We start from the raw sequence: 18634 nt of genomic DNA, 5'->3' as shown, positions 1-18634 counted from the left end.
TTACCTATTCACTTCTTAAAACCAAAAAACAATGAGTACTGTAAAAGCCTATGCCGCTCATTCCGCTGGTGGCGCACTAGAACCTTTCGAATACCAATTTGAGAAACTTAAAAATGAAGAAGTGGAGATCAAAGTGCATTACTGCGGTCTATGTCATTCGGATTTAAGTATGCTAAATAACGAATGGGGAATGACAACCTACCCCTTTGTACCCGGACATGAAGTTACCGGGGAAATAACCGCCGTTGGAACAGATGCAAAAAACCTTAAAGAAGGTGATCTTGTTGGACTTGGCTGGATTTCCGGAGCCTGCATGCATTGTAATCAATGTATGAATGGTGATCATCATCTTTGCAATACCGCTGAATCTACTATTGTGAACAGACATGGAGGATTTGCAGACAAAGTAAGGTGTCATTGGTCGGCAGCAATACCATTACCGAAAAATATAGACATGAGCAAAGCAGGTCCACTTTTTTGTGGAGGCATTACCGTTTTTAACCCCATCCTTCTGGCAGATGTGAAACCTACAGATAAAGTGGGTGTAATCGGGATAGGAGGTTTGGGACATATGGCCATAAAATTTTTGCACCACTGGGGATGTGATGTCACAGCCTTCAGTTCAAATCCTGCTAAAAAAGACGAAATTCTGGAAATGGGTGCACATCATGTCATCAACTCGAGAGACCCTAAAGAATTGGAAAGTATCGCCGGAAGTCTGAATTTTATCTTAAACACTACTAATGTAACGTTGGACTGGAATGCCTATTTAGGAGTGTTAGCTCCCAAAGGGACCTTTCACAATGTTGGTGCGGTTTTAGAACCCATGGCCATTCCTGCTTTCAGTTTAATTATGGGGGAAAAATCGGTTGGTGGAAGCCCTATCGGAAGCCCTGCCCTTTCCAGAACTATGATAGAATTCTGTGTACGACATAACATATACCCAACAACAGAGGAATTCCCAATGAGTCGAATAAACGATGCCTTAAAACATTTGGAGGATGGTAAGGCACGATACAGAATCGTACTTAAGGCTAACTCCTAATCAGGCAATCGTTAATTTTGCCAAATAATCATAATGTTTTCCTTCCTGCACAAGCTCACAATTAAATCCGTTAGCTTGTGCTGCATTTTGCAGCGTATTATAATCTATATAGAGCCAATCTATCGGTGGTTCCTCTTCCCCTTTATAGCGCACGTAATAATCAACCTCTCCATAATAATCCATGTCGGTAGGAATCCAGTACCCGCCATCACCATCCTGATCAAACATATAAACGATATCCGAAGAATCCATTAAAATCTGTCCGTCCTTTTTTAGCAAGTTTTTCAACTTATTTAAAAATGTAGATATTCGATTTAACCGGCCGCACATTCCAGCACCATTCATCAACAATAAGATGGTATCAAATTGCTCTCCTTCTAATTTCATTACGTCTTGCAGCCGAACATTTTTGAGTCCTCTTAATTCAGATGCTTTTACCGCACCCTCAGAGACATCAATTGCCATCACTTCCAAATGCTTCTCATTTTGAAGATACAAAGAATGACTACCAGCTCCACAACCTACATCTAACACCCTGCCCTTTGAAAGATCCATTGCTTTCTTTTCAATTGCTGGCATTTCGTCATAAGCACGAAACAAATATGGTAATGGTAAATCATCCTCTTCTGAAATAGAGGTTTCCGTTTTGATATCCTCAGTATAATTCCCCAATTGATAATCAAGGATTGCTTTTCCAAAAAGGTCTTTCATAAATTAACAAACATTACATTACGGAGAATACTATATTAGATCCATCAAAAGATATTACTTTTGCATCAAAGGCATAATGATAGCAAATGGACGATTTCCTAAAACAACTCCCACAACTGGCCAAAGATAAGCATAAAGAAAATAAAAAGTATTTTTCGAAGCTTAAGAAAAAGCCCCCTAAAAATCTTGATCAGCTCATGCAAGAGCTCCACGATGAAGAATTTAGTAAAACCGACTGCTTAACTTGTGCCAATTGCTGTAAAACAACAGGTCCACTTTTTACCAATGCGGATATTGAACGTATTGCCAAACACCTCAAGCTCAAACCACAGCAATTTATAGATCAGTATCTAACGATCGATGAAGACAACGACTACATTCTTCAAAGTGTACCTTGCACCTTTCTGGATCATGATAATTATTGTTTAATCTATGACGTGCGGCCAAAAGCCTGTAGAGAATACCCGCATACGGATAGAAAAAAATTTCATCAGATTACCAACCTCACCTTAAAAAATACTGCCATCTGTCCGGCGGCATTTAATATTGTTGAAGAAATGAAAAAACGCCTACCGAAATAACTCCTTTAAAACCCCGTGTTGCTGCACGGTAATGAGACTTCATTTTTACACTTACACATCATACTCCAAGGCCTTCAAATAAGTTCTTAGCGAATATATTGCCTGTTTTTTCATATTCATTGCCTGGCTTAACCGCAAATTCAAACCAGCTGGATTAACATGAACAAGGCCAATGATTTTCACTAAAAAACCCACACAAAAAGTAATCTAAAAAAATAGTATCTTGTTCACATGGAAACTATTATCGACTATTTTTCGACCATACCATCTTCCCATCGCAGTCTTATTTTAGTTAGTGGGATCACTTTTTTCTGGTTATTGGAATATGCTACACCACTTTTCAGATTCAACTACAAGAAACTGAAACATGCATGGCCCAATATTTTTTTTACACTAACCACCATTCTTGTCAATTTCATTCTGGCTTTCATTTTATTATTGACCAGTGACTGGACCATAAAAAACAATTTCGGGGTATTGCAATGGCTAAGCCTACCCCTTTGGGCTACGATTCTTTTGGGTGTTCTGCTACTGGATTTAACAGGAGCCTATTTAGCGCATTGGGTGCAGCATAAAATAAAACCTTTATGGCTGTTTCACCTGATCCACCATACCGACAACCACGTAGATACCACAACCGCCAACCGACACCATCCTGGTGAAAGTATTATTCGATTCGTTTTCACCACCCTTGGTGTTTTTATATTAGGAGCCCCCGTGGGAATACTCATGCTTTATCAATCTTTGTCAGTTGTTTGTTCCCAGTTCAATCATGCAAATATTCGATTGCCCAAAAATATAGACAATATGATAAGCTGGATCATCGTTTCGCCGGATATGCATAAAGTCCATCACCACTATTTATTACCATACACAGACACGAACTATGGCAATATATTTTCCATTTGGGACCGACTTTTTGGAACCTTTGCCAAAATTGAAAGCAAGGATCTCGTTTACGGTGTAGACAGCTATCCTGATGTAGATTCCAATACCCGTATCGGAAAGTTACTAAAACTTCCATTTAATGGATACCGCCCTCCTGCCGGAGGTAAATTTGACTAATTATATAATAAATATTTTTTTCGAATCAATTTAAATGCTTCGATGCCCTCTTGCCACGTTGCCCGGATCTCCTTTTCGGTCCAGCCATCCTCGATTTGTTTTCTTAAATCCTCAGTACCTGCATGCAATGTAAAGGACCTTGATTTAAAAAACTTCAATTTATCGGCTGTCCCCTTGTAGGCTTTTATCAACCATTTCAATTCTACTTTATGAGGAGCAGGTTCCTCGCTAAGATCTTCACCAAAACACAGTTCTCCATTGTGCTTGGGATCTTTGGCTCCAAAATTAGGGACTGGGGTATATGAAAAGGTGAAAATTTCCTGATCTAAAAATGGTGCGCCATATCGTTGAAACTGAAACTCCGTTCCTCTTCCGGCATTGATATCTGTTCCCTCAAAGAATCCTAAACTCGGATATAATTCTATGGATTTATCATTCGGAAGATTTGGAGAAGGTCTAATCGGAAGGCTATATTCCATATTTCTGGAATAATTCTTCATCAGAACAACTTCAAGGTCACATTGAACCCCATTACTCAACCATCCTTCATTGTTAATCATATTCGCATATTCTGCTATGGTCATACCATGCACTAAAGGAATTGTATGCATTCCTAAAAAACTTCGGTGCTCTTTCTCTAAGGTGGGTCCGTCTATATAGCTTCCATTAGGATTTGGCCTGTCAAAAACCAGAACAGGAATATTATTTTCCGCACAAGCTTCCATCACATAATGCATCGTAGATATATACGTGTAAAAACGAACTCCCACATCCTGAATATCAAAAACAACAATATCGACATCCGCTAATTGAGCTTTAGTTGGTTTTTTATTTGAGCCATATAGGGAAATTAGAGGCAATCCTGTCTTGGCATCTTTCCCGTCTTTAACATGTTCGCCCGCATCAGCCTCTCCTCTGAACCCATGTTCCGGGGCAAAAACCTTGGTTATTTGTATCTTGCTATTCAACAATGAATCCACCAAATGTGTATAGGAGGTATCTGATTTAAAGATCACCGATGTTTGGTTAGCCACTACAGCAACTTTTTTATCAATTAATTTGGGTATATAATCCTGTGTTCTATCGACTCCCAATACAATTTTATCAACTGGTTTACGTATAGTATCTTGAACCTCTTTACTCATTATTTCGGGGTCTTGCTGTAAGACATGACTATTACCACAAGAAATCATCAGTAAAAACAACAATAAAAATGTATTTTTGAATTTCATAAACTACTTCAAATTTTGAATTTAGAATATTTTATAGCCAAAAGACTTATCTCCGGAAAATCTCATAAAAATAATGTTTCCGGACCTATAATTAAAATTGCTATAGCAGCTATAGCCCTCGGACTCATCATGATGATGATTGCCATTGCAACAGGTGTTGGCTTACAGCGCAAGATACGAGAAAAAGTATCAGCGTTCAATGGTGATATTCAAATTTATAAATTTGACAACAACACTTCTGAGGCTTCTGTAGCTCCGATAGACATACGGCAAGAATTTTACCCGGATTTTAAATCAGTGTCTGGAATCAAACACGTTCAGGGTGTTGCTTCCAAATGGGGAATTATTAGAACAGAAGAAACCTTTGAAGGGGTTAATGCAAAAGGAGTAGGTGGAGACTACAACTGGAACACTTTCAAAGAATACCTCATTGAAGGAAGACTGCCCGATTATTCAAATAGTAGAAATGAAGAAGTGCTGATTTCAGCTTATCTTGCCAACAGATTAAAATTTAAGGTAGGGGATTCTTTTTACGCATTCTTTCTAAAGGAGAATGAATCAGAAATACCTAATCAATTAAAATTGAATATCGTTGGGGTTTATGAAAGTGGGTTTCAAGAATTTGATGCCAATTACATGTTTGTAGATCTCAGGCACATTCAGCGAATGAATAAATGGACTTCAAACGAAATAGGAAACTTCGAAGTCTTTATTGACGATTTTGATGCGATCAAGGAAAAGGGTATAGAGGTTTATGAAAAACTTCCTCCCACTTTGGATGCTCAAACGATAGCTGACAAGTACTACCATATCTTTGAATGGCTTAAACTCTTTGATGTGAATATCGCCATTATTATCGGTATCATGATCCTGGTAGGAGGCATCAATATGATTACAGCCTTACTGGTACTTATTCTTGAGCGAACACAAATGATCGGTATTATCAAAGCTTTGGGTTCTACCAATTGGAGCATCAGAAAAGTGTTCCTGTATAACGCCACTTATCTCATAGGTATTGGTATTATTTGGGGGAATCTTATTGGCCTGGGGCTCTTGCTGGCACAAAAGCATTTTGGTTTTATCAAGCTAGACCCATCGAACTACTATGTAAATGAAGCGCCTGTATATATTAATGCTACCCATATCATAGCACTGAACATTGGCACCCTCATATTATGTTTATTAATGTTATTGATCCCTTCCTACATTATAACCAAAATTTCACCTGCCAAGTCCATTAAGTTTGAATAGGTCAATTGAAAACATTGCTACATCTCTTCTTATCATTTAGCTTAGAAGAATATCAAAGCAGCCCGATAGAGACTAACTATTAATAATTAAATATGCCAAATGAACACTATTGAGGTAACAAAAGGAGAATTTTTAATTTCTACGGATCGGAATAAATTAAACCTAGAACTCATCCACACCTTTCTTGCTACAGAGGCAGGCTGGTGCAATGACATTCCTTTTAAAACAGTTAAATATTCTATAGCTAATTCTCTTAATTTCGGCATCTACAAAAATGAAGAACAAGTCGGTTTTGCCAGAATCATATCAGACTATGCCACAATTGCTTATCTGGGCGATGTTTTTGTACTGGATGTATACCGTGGATTCGGATTAAGCTCCTGGCTGATGGAAGTAATTACAAACCACCCTAACTTGCAAGGACTTAGACGCTGGATCCTACTGACTGACACGGCACCGTGGCTCTATAAAAAATTTGGTTTTACCGCTGTAAGACATCCGGAATATTATATGGAAAAACACGATCCAGGCGTTTACAAAGAGGAAATATAAAAACAAGGCCAAGAGTGCAATATCACTTTGGCCTTGCAAAAAACTGTTGCAGTCATTCAACAATTTTAAACATTTCAGTTTATTTCTAACAGCACATGCCTGTATACTAGTAATTTAAAAACAGTTATAATCTATTTTACCCTACCCTTAAAATCAAAAAAAAATAACTTTACATCAAAACACTCCATTTTTCAGGATAAAAAAACAAGTCATTCAGGGCACTTCCAGCATCTATTTTTGATATACAAAGTAAAATTGAGTATTTTAGAACTTCGATAAAAATTCCAACATGAGACTTTCTATACTCTTCCTTTTTCTGATGCATCTTTTTTTTGCACAGGGTCAAAGAACCACCAACCCTAATTCAGACGTTTCATTAATTGTATTAGGAACAATTCAAGATGCCGGATCACCCCAAATAGGATGTACTAAAAGTTGTTGTAAAGAATTGTTCAATCGACCCGATGAAAAAAGGAAAGTTGTATCGCTGGGCATCATTGATCCCGCGAACCGAAAAACCTATTTATTTGAAGCAACGCCTGATATCGCTACTCAATTAAAATTACTGAACGACCATGCTCCTTTCAAAACTGATCAAACTCCCGATGGAGTATTTATTACCCATGCACATATAGGCCACTACACGGGTCTTATGTATTTAGGAAAAGAGGCCATGAACGCCAATTTAGTCCCGGTATATACATTGCCAAAAATGCATTCTTTCCTTGAGGGGAATGGGCCATGGAGTCAGCTGGTCTCAAACCAAAACATAAACCTTCAAACCCTAACAGATCATAAAAGCCTTAAAATCAGTTCAAACATAACGGTTACACCTTTTAAGGTTCCACATAGAGACGAGTACTCTGAAACTGCAGGCTTTCGTATTAAAGGACCCGGTAAATCAGTCCTGTTTATTCCCGATATCGATAAATGGCATAAGTGGAATTTAAATTTAATTGAAGAGCTCAGCAAAGTAGACTATGCATTTATTGATGCTACTTTTTATGATGCCGAAGAAATAAACAACAGAGACATTTCTGAAATCCCTCATCCATTTATAACTGAAAGCATGGATATACTTAAAAGTTTACCGAAGGATGAAAAAGAAAAAGTATTTTTTATTCACTTTAACCACACAAATCCAGTTCTTAACACTGGTAATCCTCAAGTTGATTTAATTAATTCGAAGGGTTTCAACATTGCCCGGTTCGGTGATATTTTTAAATTGTAATTAAATCTTATTTACCTTTAAAAAATTCATTTTCACAAAACTACCTCATTTGACAAAATAAAACGTACCTTTGCGCCCTTAAAAACCTGGGTTTCAATAACCATTACCAGCTAGGTATCAGTTGATTAAGCCCAAAACTCCCTGTAAAAGGGCTTTAATATAGAGGAATTATTATGACTGCAATTAAAAACATTGCCATTATTGCACACGTTGACCACGGTAAAACTACTTTGGTTGATAAGATACTTCACCATTGCGAATTATTTCGCGATAATCAGGAGACTGGTGAGTTAATCTTGGACAATAATGATCTTGAACGGGAAAGAGGTATTACAATTTTATCTAAGAACGTTTCGGTTAATTACAAAGGAACCAAGATTAACATTATTGATACTCCGGGTCACGCCGATTTCGGTGGGGAGGTAGAGCGTGTATTGAACATGGCTGATGGTGTATTACTATTGGTTGATGCCTTTGAAGGACCGATGCCTCAAACGCGATTTGTACTTCAAAAGGCTATTGAAATGAAGCTGAAGCCACTTGTTGTGGTAAATAAGGTTGATAAAGAGAACTGTACTCCTGACGAAGTACATGAAGCTGTTTTTGATTTAATGTTCGAACTAGGTGCAGAGGAATGGCAATTAGACTTCCCTGCAGTATATGGTTCTGCAAAGAATAATTGGATGAGTGAAGACTGGAATGCTCCTACTGATAATATCGAACCATTGTTGGATATGGTAGTAGCTCATATTCCTTCACCTAAAATTGAAGAAGGGTCTACTCAAATGCTTATAACTTCACTTGACTTTTCTTCATACACAGGAAGAATTGCTATTGGAAGGCTACAAAGAGGAACATTAACTCCAGGGATGAATGTTTCTTTAGTAAAAAGAGATGGTACTACCGTAAAATCTAAAATAAAGGAAGTTCATTTATTTGATGGGTTGGGTCGTAAAAAAGTTGAGGAAGTAAATGCAGGTGACATTTGTGCTGTTTCTGGTTTAGATGGATTTGAAATTGGAGATACCATTGCAGATTTCGAAAACCCTGAAGGGCTTCCAACTATTGCTATTGATGAACCAACCATGAGTATGTTGTTTACTATCAACGACTCTCCATTCTTTGGTAAAGAAGGTAAATTTGTAACTTCCAGACACATCAAAGATCGTTTAGAAAAAGAATTAGAACGAAACCTTGCACTGCGTGTTCAAGAAACCGGAAGTGCCGATAAATTTATGGTTTTCGGTAGAGGGGTTTTACATTTATCTGTATTGATAGAAACCATGAGACGTGAGGGCTACGAATTGCAAATTGGTCAGCCTCAGGTAATCATCAAGGAAGTTAATGGAGAAAAATGTGAACCTATCGAAGAATTAACTATTGATTTACCTGAAAATGTTTCTGGTAAAGCAGTAGAAATGGTTACCCAACGTAAAGGTGAAATGCTAAGCATGGAACCTAAAGGGGAACGTATGATTCTTAAGTTCAACATACCTTCAAGAGGTATTATAGGATTAAGAAACCAGTTATTGACAGCTACCGCAGGTGAGGCTATAATGAACCACCGCTTCCTGGATTACCAACCATTTAAAGGGGACATTCCAGGCCGTATAAACGGTTCATTGATCTCTATGGAAAAAGGAACTGCTATTCCTTACTCTCTTGACAAACTTCAAGAACGCGGTAAGTTTTTTATTCACCCGGGTGAAGACATCTATACCGGACAGGTAATTGGAGAAAACTCTCGAGGTGATGATATGGTTGTAAACGTGACCAAAACTAAAAAGTTATCAAATGTTCGTTCTGCTGGTGCTGACGATAAAGTAAAATTAGCTCCGCCGATTAAATTCTCTTTAGAGGAGGCATTGGAATATATTCAAAAAGATGAATATGTTGAAGTAACACCAGAGTCGATCCGTTTAAGAAAAATATTCTTAGATGAGAATGAACGTAAGCGTAGAGAAAAAGAACTGGGTTAATCTCAGTCAATCATAATCAACATAAAAAAATCCCGTTAATTCGGGATTTTTTGTGTTTTTATATATTTCCTTCTTACTTTTAATGGAATTGTTAACCCATCATTTTAACACCTTCCATATGGAAATTTTAGCAATACCACTTACCGAATGGGTAGGCTATGCTGCCTCCCTTGGTGTTTTGTTGTCATTCTTAATGAAAAACATTACCACCTTAAGAACTGTAAACATGATTGGCTGTGCTTTATTTGTGGCTTACGGTTTTATGCTACAAACTTCCTGGCCAATCATTATAACTAACCTTGCAATTTTTATAGTGAATGGTTTTTACCTACTTAAGTTAAAGAAAGCTACTGACGCTTAAACATTCTTTTGTACCACTTCAAAAACCTTACTCCCGTCACATTTTAAGGTCTTGGACGGATATTTTAACAATAAAGCATAATCATGGGTTGCCATTAAAATGGTTCTTCCATTTTTGTTGATATCCTGTAACACTTTCATCACCTCAACGCTGGTTTGAGGATCAAGGTTTCCTGTAGGTTCATCTGCTAAAATCAGTTCAGGATCATTCAGTAATGCTCTGGCTATAGCAACACGCTGTTGCTCCCCCCCAGACAATTGATGCGGAAATTTGAAGCCTTTGGTTTTCATCCCAACTTTATCCAGCACCTCTTCTATTTTTTTATTCATTTTCTCCTTGTCCTTCCACCCCGTAGCTTTTAGGACAAAAATCAGGTTCTCATTCACATTCCTGTCAGGTAATAATTTAAAATCCTGGAATACCACCCCAAGTTTTCTTCTTAAAAAAGGAATATCTTTTTCTTTTAGCCCTTTTAAATCATACCCAACAATACTACCTGATCCTTGAGTTAGTGGTAAATCACCATAAAGTGTCTTCATAAAACTACTCTTACCACTTCCTGTTTTACCTATCAAATACACAAATTCACCTTCATCAATACTTAGGTTTACTTCACTTAAAACTAGATTTTCGCGCTGATAAACTGCAACATCCCGAAGTTCCAGAATTTGATTTTTGTCCTGATTCATAGTGTAAATATTACATGGTAAATGTACTAACAATAAATTTTAATAAAAATTGTGATCAAATTTCTTTTATAAAAATCTATTCATTCAACGAACTAAAAAAAGCACCAAAATTTAATTGATGCTTTTAAAAACTACCAGGTTCATAATATTTTACTGATCACTGTAAGCGTTTAATTCTGCTAAATGGGTATAATTGAAATCTCCGTGGGAATTTTGGGTAACTAATTTCATATACCTGAAAGACTGTGTAGCCGACAAGTCTACATATTGTATATTCTGCACTTGATTCAAACTATAAGTTCCCAGACTGGTCCAATTTGAACCATCATCGCTTTTAAACATTTCAAAATCTTTTATCGCTCCATTTAAGTTGGACCTGTTTTCGAATGCGAACCCTTTTACAGATGTTACCACACCCATATCTAAAACAAAATAATGGGGGTGATCAGGCAAACTACTCTTCCATTCCGTATGCCAAACAGACGACAGGTCTCCATCTAACATTTGAGAAGCAGCTCCGGTATCTTCTTCACTGTCTACCTCAATAATGGACCATGCTGATCTGTCCAATAAATCTTTCGTGTTAATCACCTCTATATTAGGAACGCCATTTACAAACTCATACTCGTAAGCTCTGGTAACACGAGAGCCATTTTCATGGATAAATCCGATCCTAAGTTGATACTGACCATCCAAATTATAAAATTCAGACAGGGGACTCTCAATGTATAAACTATCCGAACCAATGGGGATTGAGGTGAAGGATGGTGCGTCATAATCTTTATTACCACCGGCAGGATACGGATCATGCCATACATTAATCGCGGATACCGTTCCTGAAGAGCTGAAATTACCAGAAATAACAATCTTATTATTTTGAACACTTCCTTTCAACTTTGTAATATTAGCAGTAACACCAGAATACCAATCGGATCTGGTATCATTTCTAAATGGTTGTGAATTTGCAAAAATCGAAGCATTAGAAGCTGTAATAAAAGTTGGATTTTTACCATATGAAAAATTACCAGATCCCATTAAAGCAGTTCCTAAAGTTGCCTGTAAACTACTCCACTCTTTATTATGCGGAGCATTGAGTCCATGTCCTAATTCATGAACCATCCCACCGATCCATTTAGTCGCTAAGTCGCCCAGATTGGTATTTTCACCTAAATATTGTAAATCAAAATATTCGTAATCTAAAGCGAAACAATATTTTCCTAAGCCATAAAATGGAACACCTCCGGGATTTAATGGATCGCCGGAAGTAGAGGGCAAAAATACAAGCGTATGCTCACTTTTCTTTTCATTAGGATGCTGATTGAAATAAGCTTCTAACTCATTAATCACGGTACCACCGCCACCACTATAAGGATAGGCACTTTTTCCTTGTTGGCCATTAACCGTTATGATGTTGAGCTTACCATTATTCTTGCGAATGTTCAACCCAAAGGAAGTCCTGCCATAACCTTCCCTGTCAAGATTTACAGCAAAAAACTCCTGAGCGTCAAACATAATCTCCTCAATACGGGATTCATAGTTTGAAACAGGAGTCATATCATTGGGAACAAAATAAACCACATTGAGTTTATAAGGGTTATCCTCCCATTCATTGCCGACAGGCTTTCCAACGGCTTCAGGCACTAACACTTCTTCCGTTTCCGAGAATTGGTCCTTAGAACATGAAACAATGAATAGAAGCGCAAACAGACAAACAGTTTTTAAATAAAATTTAGTTTTCATAGTTATATAAAGTTATTATTGGTTTCTTATTTTATCCTATAACATACATTTACAATAATTAAAATATATCGTAATTAAATATCTTTCAATTAATTACGGAAGTGAATTATACAAAATAATATTTGATTAACACTAAATTAACAACCTGTTTTTTCATAAAAAAGAAGAAAAATACTGCTAATTAGGTAGTAAAACGAAGTATTAGAACGTCTTGAAAAGGCGGTTTTATTCAAGACAACCCTGCTATTCAATTAAAAAAATCTATTGCAGTTTGAAAAAAGTGGATAACAACCATTTTGATTGTATAATTATCTTAGAAATATTGCGTTATTAGTGTGACTGTTATCCTATATTTGATCCTAAATTTAAAAGAAGAGTTTCATGAAGATTCGTAAACTTGCTTACCTTTCTATTATTACAATATCGCTTTCCGGATTCGCTCAAGAATCGGCCATCTATACCAACCCCTCTAAGAATTACCTAAAAGCACTGGAATTATACAATGAACGTCAATATCAGGCTTCACAGAGAATTTTTAGTGAAGTTCAGGAAAAAACCACCGATATTGAAACCAAGGCAAATTGCTCCTATTATATTGCGAATGCTGCTATCAGGCTAAATCAACTGGGAGCTGAGCGATTGATGGAAAACTTTGTTGACACCTACCCTACATCTACCAAACGTAATTCAGCCTTTATAGATGTTGCCAATTATTATTTTGATCAGGGTAAATATGCCAATGCACTCAAATGGTTTGACAAAGCTGAAGACCAAAGCATGAGCTATAGCGAAAGAGAAACCTTTAATTTTAAAAAGGGCTACTCTTTGTTTAAAGCCAGAAAATATAAAGACGCAAAATCCTACCTTAATCAGGTTATTACTTCAGAAGAATATGGTTCACAAGCAAAATATTATATCGGATATATTGCTTACGAAAGTGACAACTATGGTGAAGCCGACTCTTATTTCAGTCAAGTCTCCGGCAATGACAATTTAAATGACAAGCTCTCTTATTATCAAGCCGACATGAACTTCAAAAAAGGAGACTTCAAAAAGGCTATTGCATTGGCCCAGGAACAATTACCTAAAGCTGACCCAAAAGAGAAGTCAGAGCTTAATAAAATTATTGGAGAAAGTTATTTTAATCTACAACAATATAATGAAGCCATTCCGTACTTAAAAGAATACAAAGGTAAAAGCGGCAAATGGAATAACGTAGACTTCTATCAGCTTGGATATGCATATTACAAACAAAATGATTTTGAAAATGCTATTGGGCAATTTAATAAAATCATTGACGGAAACGATCCCGTTGCTCAAAACGCATATTATCACCTTGCTGAATGTTACATTAAAACCGACAAGAAGCAACAAGCCTTAAATGCTTTTAAAAATGCTTCACAAATGAATTTCGAAGCTCAAATTCAAAAAGACGCCGCCCTTAACTATGCCAAGCTGAGTTACGAAATAGGAAACCCTTATGAAAATGTACCTCAGGTACTCACAAACTTTATAAACAATTACCCTGACAGCCCTAACAAACAGGAGATACAGGAACTCCTGGTGGATTCATATATTACTTCAAAGAATTATGATGCTGCACTGGAACTTCTGGAAAAGAATAGAAATTTTAGTAGCAAAACCACCTATCAGAAAGTGGCATTTTACCGTGGACTTGAACTTTTGAATGACGGAAACTATCAAGAAGCCATTGATTATTTTGACAAATCTCTTAAAGAAGCTCAAGACCAATCTTTTACGGCAAGAGCAACTTTCTGGAATGCAGAAGCAGATTATATTCTAAACAAGTATTCAGAAGCAGTGGTTGGATTTAAACAATTTGAACAAAACTCTGCATCCACTTCAACACCCGAATACAAACACTTATTTTATAATTTAGGGTATGCTTATTTCAAGCAAAAGAATTACGATCAGGCCATTGCATATTTTAAAAAATATACTACCAAAGAAAAGCAAGACCTACAGCGTTTAAACGATGCCTACCTCAGGCTTGGGGACAGTCATTTTGTAACCAGTAAATACTGGCCTGCAATGGAATTTTACAACCAAGCAATTACATTAAACGAAGCTGACACCGATTATGCTCACTTTCAAAAAGCCATTAGTTATGGCTTCGTAGACAGAACGAGTCAAAAAATTGATGAACTCGAAAAATTTGTAAGCAATTATCCTAAATCTACATTGAGGGATGATGCCTATTACGAACTGGGAAATACTTATGTGAATAACAATCAAACAAGTAAAGGAATTGCCGCTTACAATAAACTGGCTGAAGAATACAGAATGAGCTCGTATGTTCCCAAAGCAATACTCAAAGAAGGACTTGTATATTATAATGGGGGTCAGAACAGTGATGCTCTTATAAAATTCAAACAGGTCGTTAAAAACTATCCGGACACCCAAGAAGCAGTTCAAGCAGTCTCTACGGCTAAAATGATTTATGTCGATGAAGGACGCGTAAATGAATATGCCAACTGGGTAAAGCAGTTAGATTTTGTTGAAATTTCAGATAGCGAAATTGAAAATGCGGCGTATGAATCTGCGGAACGTAAGTTTGTTCAAGGTGAAACCAAAGCCTCAATTAAAGGATTCGAAGATTATTTAAAACAATTCCCTAACGGAGGCCATGCTTTAAATGCAAATTTCTATTTAGCTCAATCTTATTTCAATACAGGTGAACCTGAAAAATCAATTCCACATTATAAAAATGTAATTAAAGACAGAAATGAATTTACAGAACAAGCCCTGGCCAGATTAAGTCAAATATATATCGACAATGAACAAAAAGAAGCTGCCATCCCTGTATTAAAACAATTAGAAACACAGGCCGATTACCCTCAAAATATAACTTTTGCACAATCGAACCTAATGAAAATCAATTATGATTTGGGGAATTACAGTGAAACTCTCACTTATGCAAAAAAAGTACTGAGCAATCCAAAAATAGACAATAGAATTAAAAGTGATGCTCAAATAATGATTGCCCGCTCAGCCATTAAAACCAATAATGAAGATTTGGCGAAAACTGCCTATCAGGAGGTACAAAAAATTGCTACAGGAGCATTAGCTGCGGAGGCTCTTTACTACGATGCATACTTTAAAAATAAGGACGGGTTGTACGAAGCTTCTAATACTGCTGTTCAAAAACTGGCGAAAGATTATGCAGGATATAAAGAATTTGGAGCCAAAGGACTTATTATTATGGCTAAGAACTTCCATGCTCTCGATGACGCTTTTCAAGCTACATACATACTAGAAAATGTAATCACCAATTTCGCGACTTACTCCGAAATTGTTGAGGAAGCAGAAACTGAGCTTCAAAAAATTAAAACTCAGGAATCGTTGAGAAACTCATCAGTATCTCCAAACGATCAAGATTAATGGCACGTTTTATAAAAATAGATTGATTTAAAAATTTTACGTCGTATGCGAAAGCTATTCATAACCCTAATTATACTTTCAACTTCATCTACACTGCTTTCTCAAGAGAAAGAGAAAGAAAAAAATATTGGAACTGAAGTGGTGAATGTTGTTAAACCATATTCTCCGACATTATCAGATGCCTTTAAAATTAAAGAAACACCGAGATTAGATGACTCTGTAACGGCAGCCAAAAAGAAAATATCGTATAATATATTTTCAGTACCGGTAGCGTCGACTTTTGTACCCGCCAAAGGTAAAGCAACAGGGTTAAAACGAGCTCCAAGAGAATCCGTTTATAATTCTTATGCATCGCTGGCAGTTGGGAATTACAATAATGCTACGGCAGATTTCTATACAAGTCGCGCTTTAAACAGAGACGAAACTTTAGATTTTTCATTAAACCACCATTCTTCACAAGGTGGTATTGATGGGGTTGAATTGGATGATAAGTTTTTCAAAACAAAATTAGCTGCTGCATACAATAGAGACGATCGTTATATTGATTGGGGTGTAGAGGGTGGATTTAGCCATCAATTATATAACTGGTATGGTGTTCCTTTAGGATTTTACGATGAATCGACCCTTAACAGTATCGATGAAAAACAAAGTTACTATACTGCGAATTTAGGTGCCGATTTAGTTATTGAAGATTCTTTCTTCACGGGAGGGGATGTAAGCTTAAGATACTTTTTTGATGCCTTTAGCTCGGGAGAGAGCAACATCGTATTAAATCCAAAATTTGAGCTTCCGGTTGGAGAAGAATGGATCAACCTCAACCTTTCCCTTGATTACCTAAACGGTAAATTCGATCGCAACTACTACACCACAGAACAGCTTAAATACAGCAATCTAATCACCAAGGCCTCGCCTAATTTGGTCATTTTAAAAGATGACTTAACTGTGAACCTGGGAGCTACGGTTGCCTATAAATTTGATATAGAAAATAGCGACAGCGATATTTACTTCTATCCAAATATTACTGCTTCATATAGGTTAGTCCAAGAATATGTAACGGTATACGGTGGCCTTGAAGGCGATTTGAAGCAAAATTCTTATCATGGTTTTCAAGAGGAAAACCCATACATTTCCCCAACATTAAATATTCTACCAACAGACAAAACATATGATGGGTATGTGGGAGTAAAGGGGAAGTTTTTACCGAACTTAAGTTACAACCTCAGAGGATCTTATATCAACGAGTCAAACAAACCGCTCTTTGCCATGAATCCGGAAACGGGCACCATAAATTATAATACTGAAGGGTATGCTTATGCGAATTCTTTCGGACTCATATATGATGACATAACTACCATTTCAGTTTTTGGAGAAATCAGCGTTGATGTAAACAGAGATTTTCAATTAGGAATAAATGCTGAAATATTAGACTACAATACAGATGATGAAGAAGAGGCCTGGAACCTGCCGAGTATTAAAGGTTCTTTATTTATGGATTACCAGATAAACAATAAGTGGTTTCTGGGAGCTAACATCTTCTACACTGGTGAACGTTCAGGGCTTTTCAGACAAGATACAGGCACAAACCCCGGAGAGACATTTAATATGCAGGTAGTGGATCTTGACAGCTTCTTTGACATTAATGCAAAGGCAGGATATCGCATCAATGATCAGTTTTCTGTATACCTCAAAGCAAATAATATTGCAAATAATGAATACACCCGTTGGTCTAACTACATGGTACAAGGTTTTCAGGTGTTAGCAGGTGTTTCATATAAATTCGATATGTAATCACGTATCACATCCTAACCAAAAACAAAAAAGGGAAGCCATTTGCTTCCCTTTTTTTATTAAGATAATTTCTTAACTATTTACCTTCCTTGGTTCTTCGGCGCTCCCTTGCCAATAATGTATTTTTCAGCAACATGGCAATAGTCATTGGTCCTACTCCTCCTGGAACCGGAGTAATATAACTTGCCTTTTTACTTACATTCTCAAAATCCACATCTCCGGCAATTCTGTAACCTTTAGGCGTACTTTCATCCGCAACTCTTGTAATCCCGACATCAATAATTACGGCATCATCCTTGATCATTTCTGCTTTTAAAAAGTGTGGTCTTCCAAGTGCTGTTATAATAATATCGGCTTGAGAGGTTATCTGAGTAATGTTTTTAGTATGACTGTGTGTTAATGTTACAGTCGAATTACCAGGAAATCCTTTTCTCCCCATTAAAATACTCATTGGCCTACCTACAATATGAGAACGACCTATTACTACCGTATGCTTTCCTTTAGTTTCAACATTATAGCGCTCTAATAATTCAAGAATCCCAAAGGGTGTTGCCGGAATAAAAGTACTCATATCCAAAGCCATCTTCCCAAAGTTCATAGGATGAAACCCATCCACATCTTTATCAGGGTCAATAGCCATCAAAACCTCTTGTTCATCAATTTGTGGAGGTAAAGGTAACTGAACTATAAAACCATCAATATCATCGTTTTTGTTCAGTTCATCTATTTTCTTTAACAATTCAATTTCACTGGTAGTGCTTGGCATTTTAATCAATGTAGATTCGAAACCTACACGTTCGCATGCTTTCACTTTACTACCAACATATGTTAGACTAGCGCCATCGCTACCCACTATTACTGCTGCTAAATGAGGAACCTTCTCCCCTTTTTCTTTCATTTTAGAAACTTCAGCTGCAATTTCATCTTTAATCTGATTAGAAATCTTTTTTCCGTCGAGCAACTCCATCTTTTGTGTTGTTAATCGGTTTTGGTTACTATAATTACTA

Annotated in this window: 15 protein-coding genes; 10 read left to right on the top strand and 5 right to left on the bottom strand. The window is 36.8% G+C overall.

Going from position 1 to position 18634, the window contains the following annotated elements; translation table 11 throughout:
• The first annotated feature begins 31 nt into the window (after positions 1–31).
• Positions 32–1045 carry an NADPH-dependent aldehyde reductase Ahr gene (gene ahr / locus BM361_RS11485; RefSeq protein ID WP_074978930.1) on the top strand — a complete coding sequence of 338 codons (1014 nt, stop codon included), beginning with the start codon at positions 32–34 and terminating at the stop codon, positions 1043–1045.
• On the opposite strand, the gene BM361_RS11480 is transcribed toward ahr, so the two are convergent.
• Positions 1046–1756, bottom strand: a complete 711-nt coding sequence (locus BM361_RS11480; RefSeq protein WP_038260942.1) for a class I SAM-dependent methyltransferase — start codon at positions 1754–1756, stop codon at positions 1046–1048.
• A gap of 86 nt (positions 1757–1842) precedes the next feature.
• Here BM361_RS11480 and BM361_RS11475 point away from each other — a divergent pair, with 86 nt between their 5' ends.
• Both BM361_RS11475 and BM361_RS11470 read left to right on the top strand, forming a co-directional pair.
• Positions 1843–2337, top strand: a complete 495-nt coding sequence (locus tag BM361_RS11475; RefSeq protein ID WP_074978929.1) for a YkgJ family cysteine cluster protein — start codon at positions 1843–1845, stop codon at positions 2335–2337.
• 231 nt (positions 2338–2568) lie between these two features.
• Positions 2569–3402 (top strand): sterol desaturase family protein, encoded by an 834-nt coding sequence (locus BM361_RS11470; RefSeq protein ID WP_074978927.1) that lies wholly within the window; start codon positions 2569–2571, stop codon positions 3400–3402.
• Here the strand turns inward: BM361_RS11470 and BM361_RS11465 are convergent.
• Positions 3399–4634: an exo-beta-N-acetylmuramidase NamZ family protein gene (locus tag BM361_RS11465; protein ID WP_074978925.1), complete on the bottom strand. Its 1236-nt coding sequence runs from the start codon at positions 4632–4634 to the stop codon at positions 3399–3401. The two genes, BM361_RS11470 and BM361_RS11465, sit on opposite strands and share 4 nt — an antisense overlap.
• A gap of 15 nt (positions 4635–4649) precedes the next feature.
• Between BM361_RS11465 and BM361_RS11460 the strand changes: the two genes are divergently transcribed.
• The 5 genes from BM361_RS11460 to BM361_RS11440 all read left to right on the top strand — a co-directional run bounded on the left by BM361_RS11460 (position 4650) and on the right by BM361_RS11440 (position 10008).
• Positions 4650–5885, top strand: coding sequence for an ABC transporter permease (locus BM361_RS11460; protein WP_074978924.1), 1236 nt, complete (start codon positions 4650–4652; stop codon positions 5883–5885).
• A gap of 99 nt (positions 5886–5984) precedes the next feature.
• Positions 5985–6437 carry a GNAT family N-acetyltransferase gene (locus tag BM361_RS11455; protein WP_074978922.1) on the top strand — a complete coding sequence of 151 codons (453 nt, stop codon included), beginning with the start codon at positions 5985–5987 and terminating at the stop codon, positions 6435–6437.
• A 289-nt stretch (positions 6438–6726) separates the two neighbouring features.
• The gene (locus tag BM361_RS11450) at positions 6727–7668 is read left to right on the top strand and encodes an MBL fold metallo-hydrolase (protein ID WP_074978920.1); all 942 of its coding nucleotides are present in this window, start codon (positions 6727–6729) and stop codon (positions 7666–7668) included.
• A gap of 173 nt (positions 7669–7841) precedes the next feature.
• A complete protein-coding gene (gene typA / locus BM361_RS11445) occupies positions 7842–9647 on the top strand; it encodes a translational GTPase TypA (protein ID WP_038260923.1) in 1806 nt (601 codons plus the stop codon).
• A 118-nt stretch (positions 9648–9765) separates the two neighbouring features.
• Positions 9766–10008: a uroporphyrinogen decarboxylase gene (locus BM361_RS11440; RefSeq protein WP_074979059.1), complete on the top strand. Its 243-nt coding sequence runs from the start codon at positions 9766–9768 to the stop codon at positions 10006–10008.
• Here the strand turns inward: BM361_RS11440 and BM361_RS11435 are convergent.
• On the bottom strand, positions 10005–10697 hold the full coding sequence (locus BM361_RS11435) for a cell division ATP-binding protein FtsE (protein ID WP_038260921.1): 693 nt from the start codon (positions 10695–10697) through the stop codon (positions 10005–10007). The two genes, BM361_RS11440 and BM361_RS11435, sit on opposite strands and share 4 nt — an antisense overlap.
• Before the next feature lie 150 nt (positions 10698–10847).
• Positions 10848–12437 carry a discoidin domain-containing protein gene (locus BM361_RS11430; RefSeq protein ID WP_074978918.1) on the bottom strand — a complete coding sequence of 530 codons (1590 nt, stop codon included), beginning with the start codon at positions 12435–12437 and terminating at the stop codon, positions 10848–10850.
• Between the two features lie 381 nt (positions 12438–12818).
• Here BM361_RS11430 and BM361_RS11425 point away from each other — a divergent pair, with 381 nt between their 5' ends.
• On the top strand, positions 12819–15839 hold the full coding sequence (locus tag BM361_RS11425) for a tetratricopeptide repeat protein (RefSeq protein ID WP_074978917.1): 3021 nt from the start codon (positions 12819–12821) through the stop codon (positions 15837–15839).
• 45 nt (positions 15840–15884) lie between these two features.
• The gene (locus BM361_RS11420; RefSeq protein WP_074978915.1) at positions 15885–17627 is read left to right on the top strand and encodes a TonB-dependent receptor; all 1743 of its coding nucleotides are present in this window, start codon (positions 15885–15887) and stop codon (positions 17625–17627) included.
• A 76-nt stretch (positions 17628–17703) separates the two neighbouring features.
• On the opposite strand, the gene BM361_RS11415 is transcribed toward BM361_RS11420, so the two are convergent.
• The gene (locus tag BM361_RS11415) at positions 17704–18594 is read right to left on the bottom strand and encodes a bifunctional 5,10-methylenetetrahydrofolate dehydrogenase/5,10-methenyltetrahydrofolate cyclohydrolase (protein WP_038260910.1); all 891 of its coding nucleotides are present in this window, start codon (positions 18592–18594) and stop codon (positions 17704–17706) included.
• Positions 18595–18634: the final 40 nt, after the last annotated feature.

This window comes from Zhouia amylolytica, from assembly GCF_900116365.1.
GTDB lineage: Bacteria > Bacteroidota > Bacteroidia > Flavobacteriales > Flavobacteriaceae > Zhouia > Zhouia amylolytica.
Note: the sequence above shows the minus strand (reverse complement) of the source record. Positions and strands in the feature narration are given on the sequence as shown.

Bases quoted from the DNA above. Each gene is read 5' to 3' on its own strand.
- typA (WP_038260923.1), top strand. From the start codon at position 7,842: ATGACTGCAATTAAAAACATTGCCATTATTGCACACGTTGACCACGGT.
- BM361_RS11430 (WP_074978918.1), bottom strand. From the start codon at position 12,437: ATGAAAACTAAATTTTATTTAAAAACTGTTTGTCTGTTTGCGCTTCTA.
- BM361_RS11420 (WP_074978915.1), top strand. From the start codon at position 15,885: ATGCGAAAGCTATTCATAACCCTAATTATACTTTCAACTTCATCTACA.
- BM361_RS11425 (WP_074978917.1), top strand. From the start codon at position 12,819: ATGAAGATTCGTAAACTTGCTTACCTTTCTATTATTACAATATCGCTT.
- BM361_RS11440 (WP_074979059.1), top strand. From the start codon at position 9,766: ATGGAAATTTTAGCAATACCACTTACCGAATGGGTAGGCTATGCTGCC.
- BM361_RS11415 (WP_038260910.1), bottom strand. From the start codon at position 18,594: ATGGAGTTGCTCGACGGAAAAAAGATTTCTAATCAGATTAAAGATGAA.
- BM361_RS11465 (WP_074978925.1), bottom strand. From the start codon at position 4,634: ATGAAATTCAAAAATACATTTTTATTGTTGTTTTTACTGATGATTTCT.
- BM361_RS11480 (WP_038260942.1), bottom strand. From the start codon at position 1,756: ATGAAAGACCTTTTTGGAAAAGCAATCCTTGATTATCAATTGGGGAAT.
- BM361_RS11455 (WP_074978922.1), top strand. From the start codon at position 5,985: ATGAACACTATTGAGGTAACAAAAGGAGAATTTTTAATTTCTACGGAT.
- ahr (WP_074978930.1), top strand. From the start codon at position 32: ATGAGTACTGTAAAAGCCTATGCCGCTCATTCCGCTGGTGGCGCACTA.
- BM361_RS11435 (WP_038260921.1), bottom strand. From the start codon at position 10,697: ATGAATCAGGACAAAAATCAAATTCTGGAACTTCGGGATGTTGCAGTT.
- BM361_RS11450 (WP_074978920.1), top strand. From the start codon at position 6,727: ATGAGACTTTCTATACTCTTCCTTTTTCTGATGCATCTTTTTTTTGCA.
- BM361_RS11475 (WP_074978929.1), top strand. From the start codon at position 1,843: ATGGACGATTTCCTAAAACAACTCCCACAACTGGCCAAAGATAAGCAT.
- BM361_RS11470 (WP_074978927.1), top strand. From the start codon at position 2,569: ATGGAAACTATTATCGACTATTTTTCGACCATACCATCTTCCCATCGC.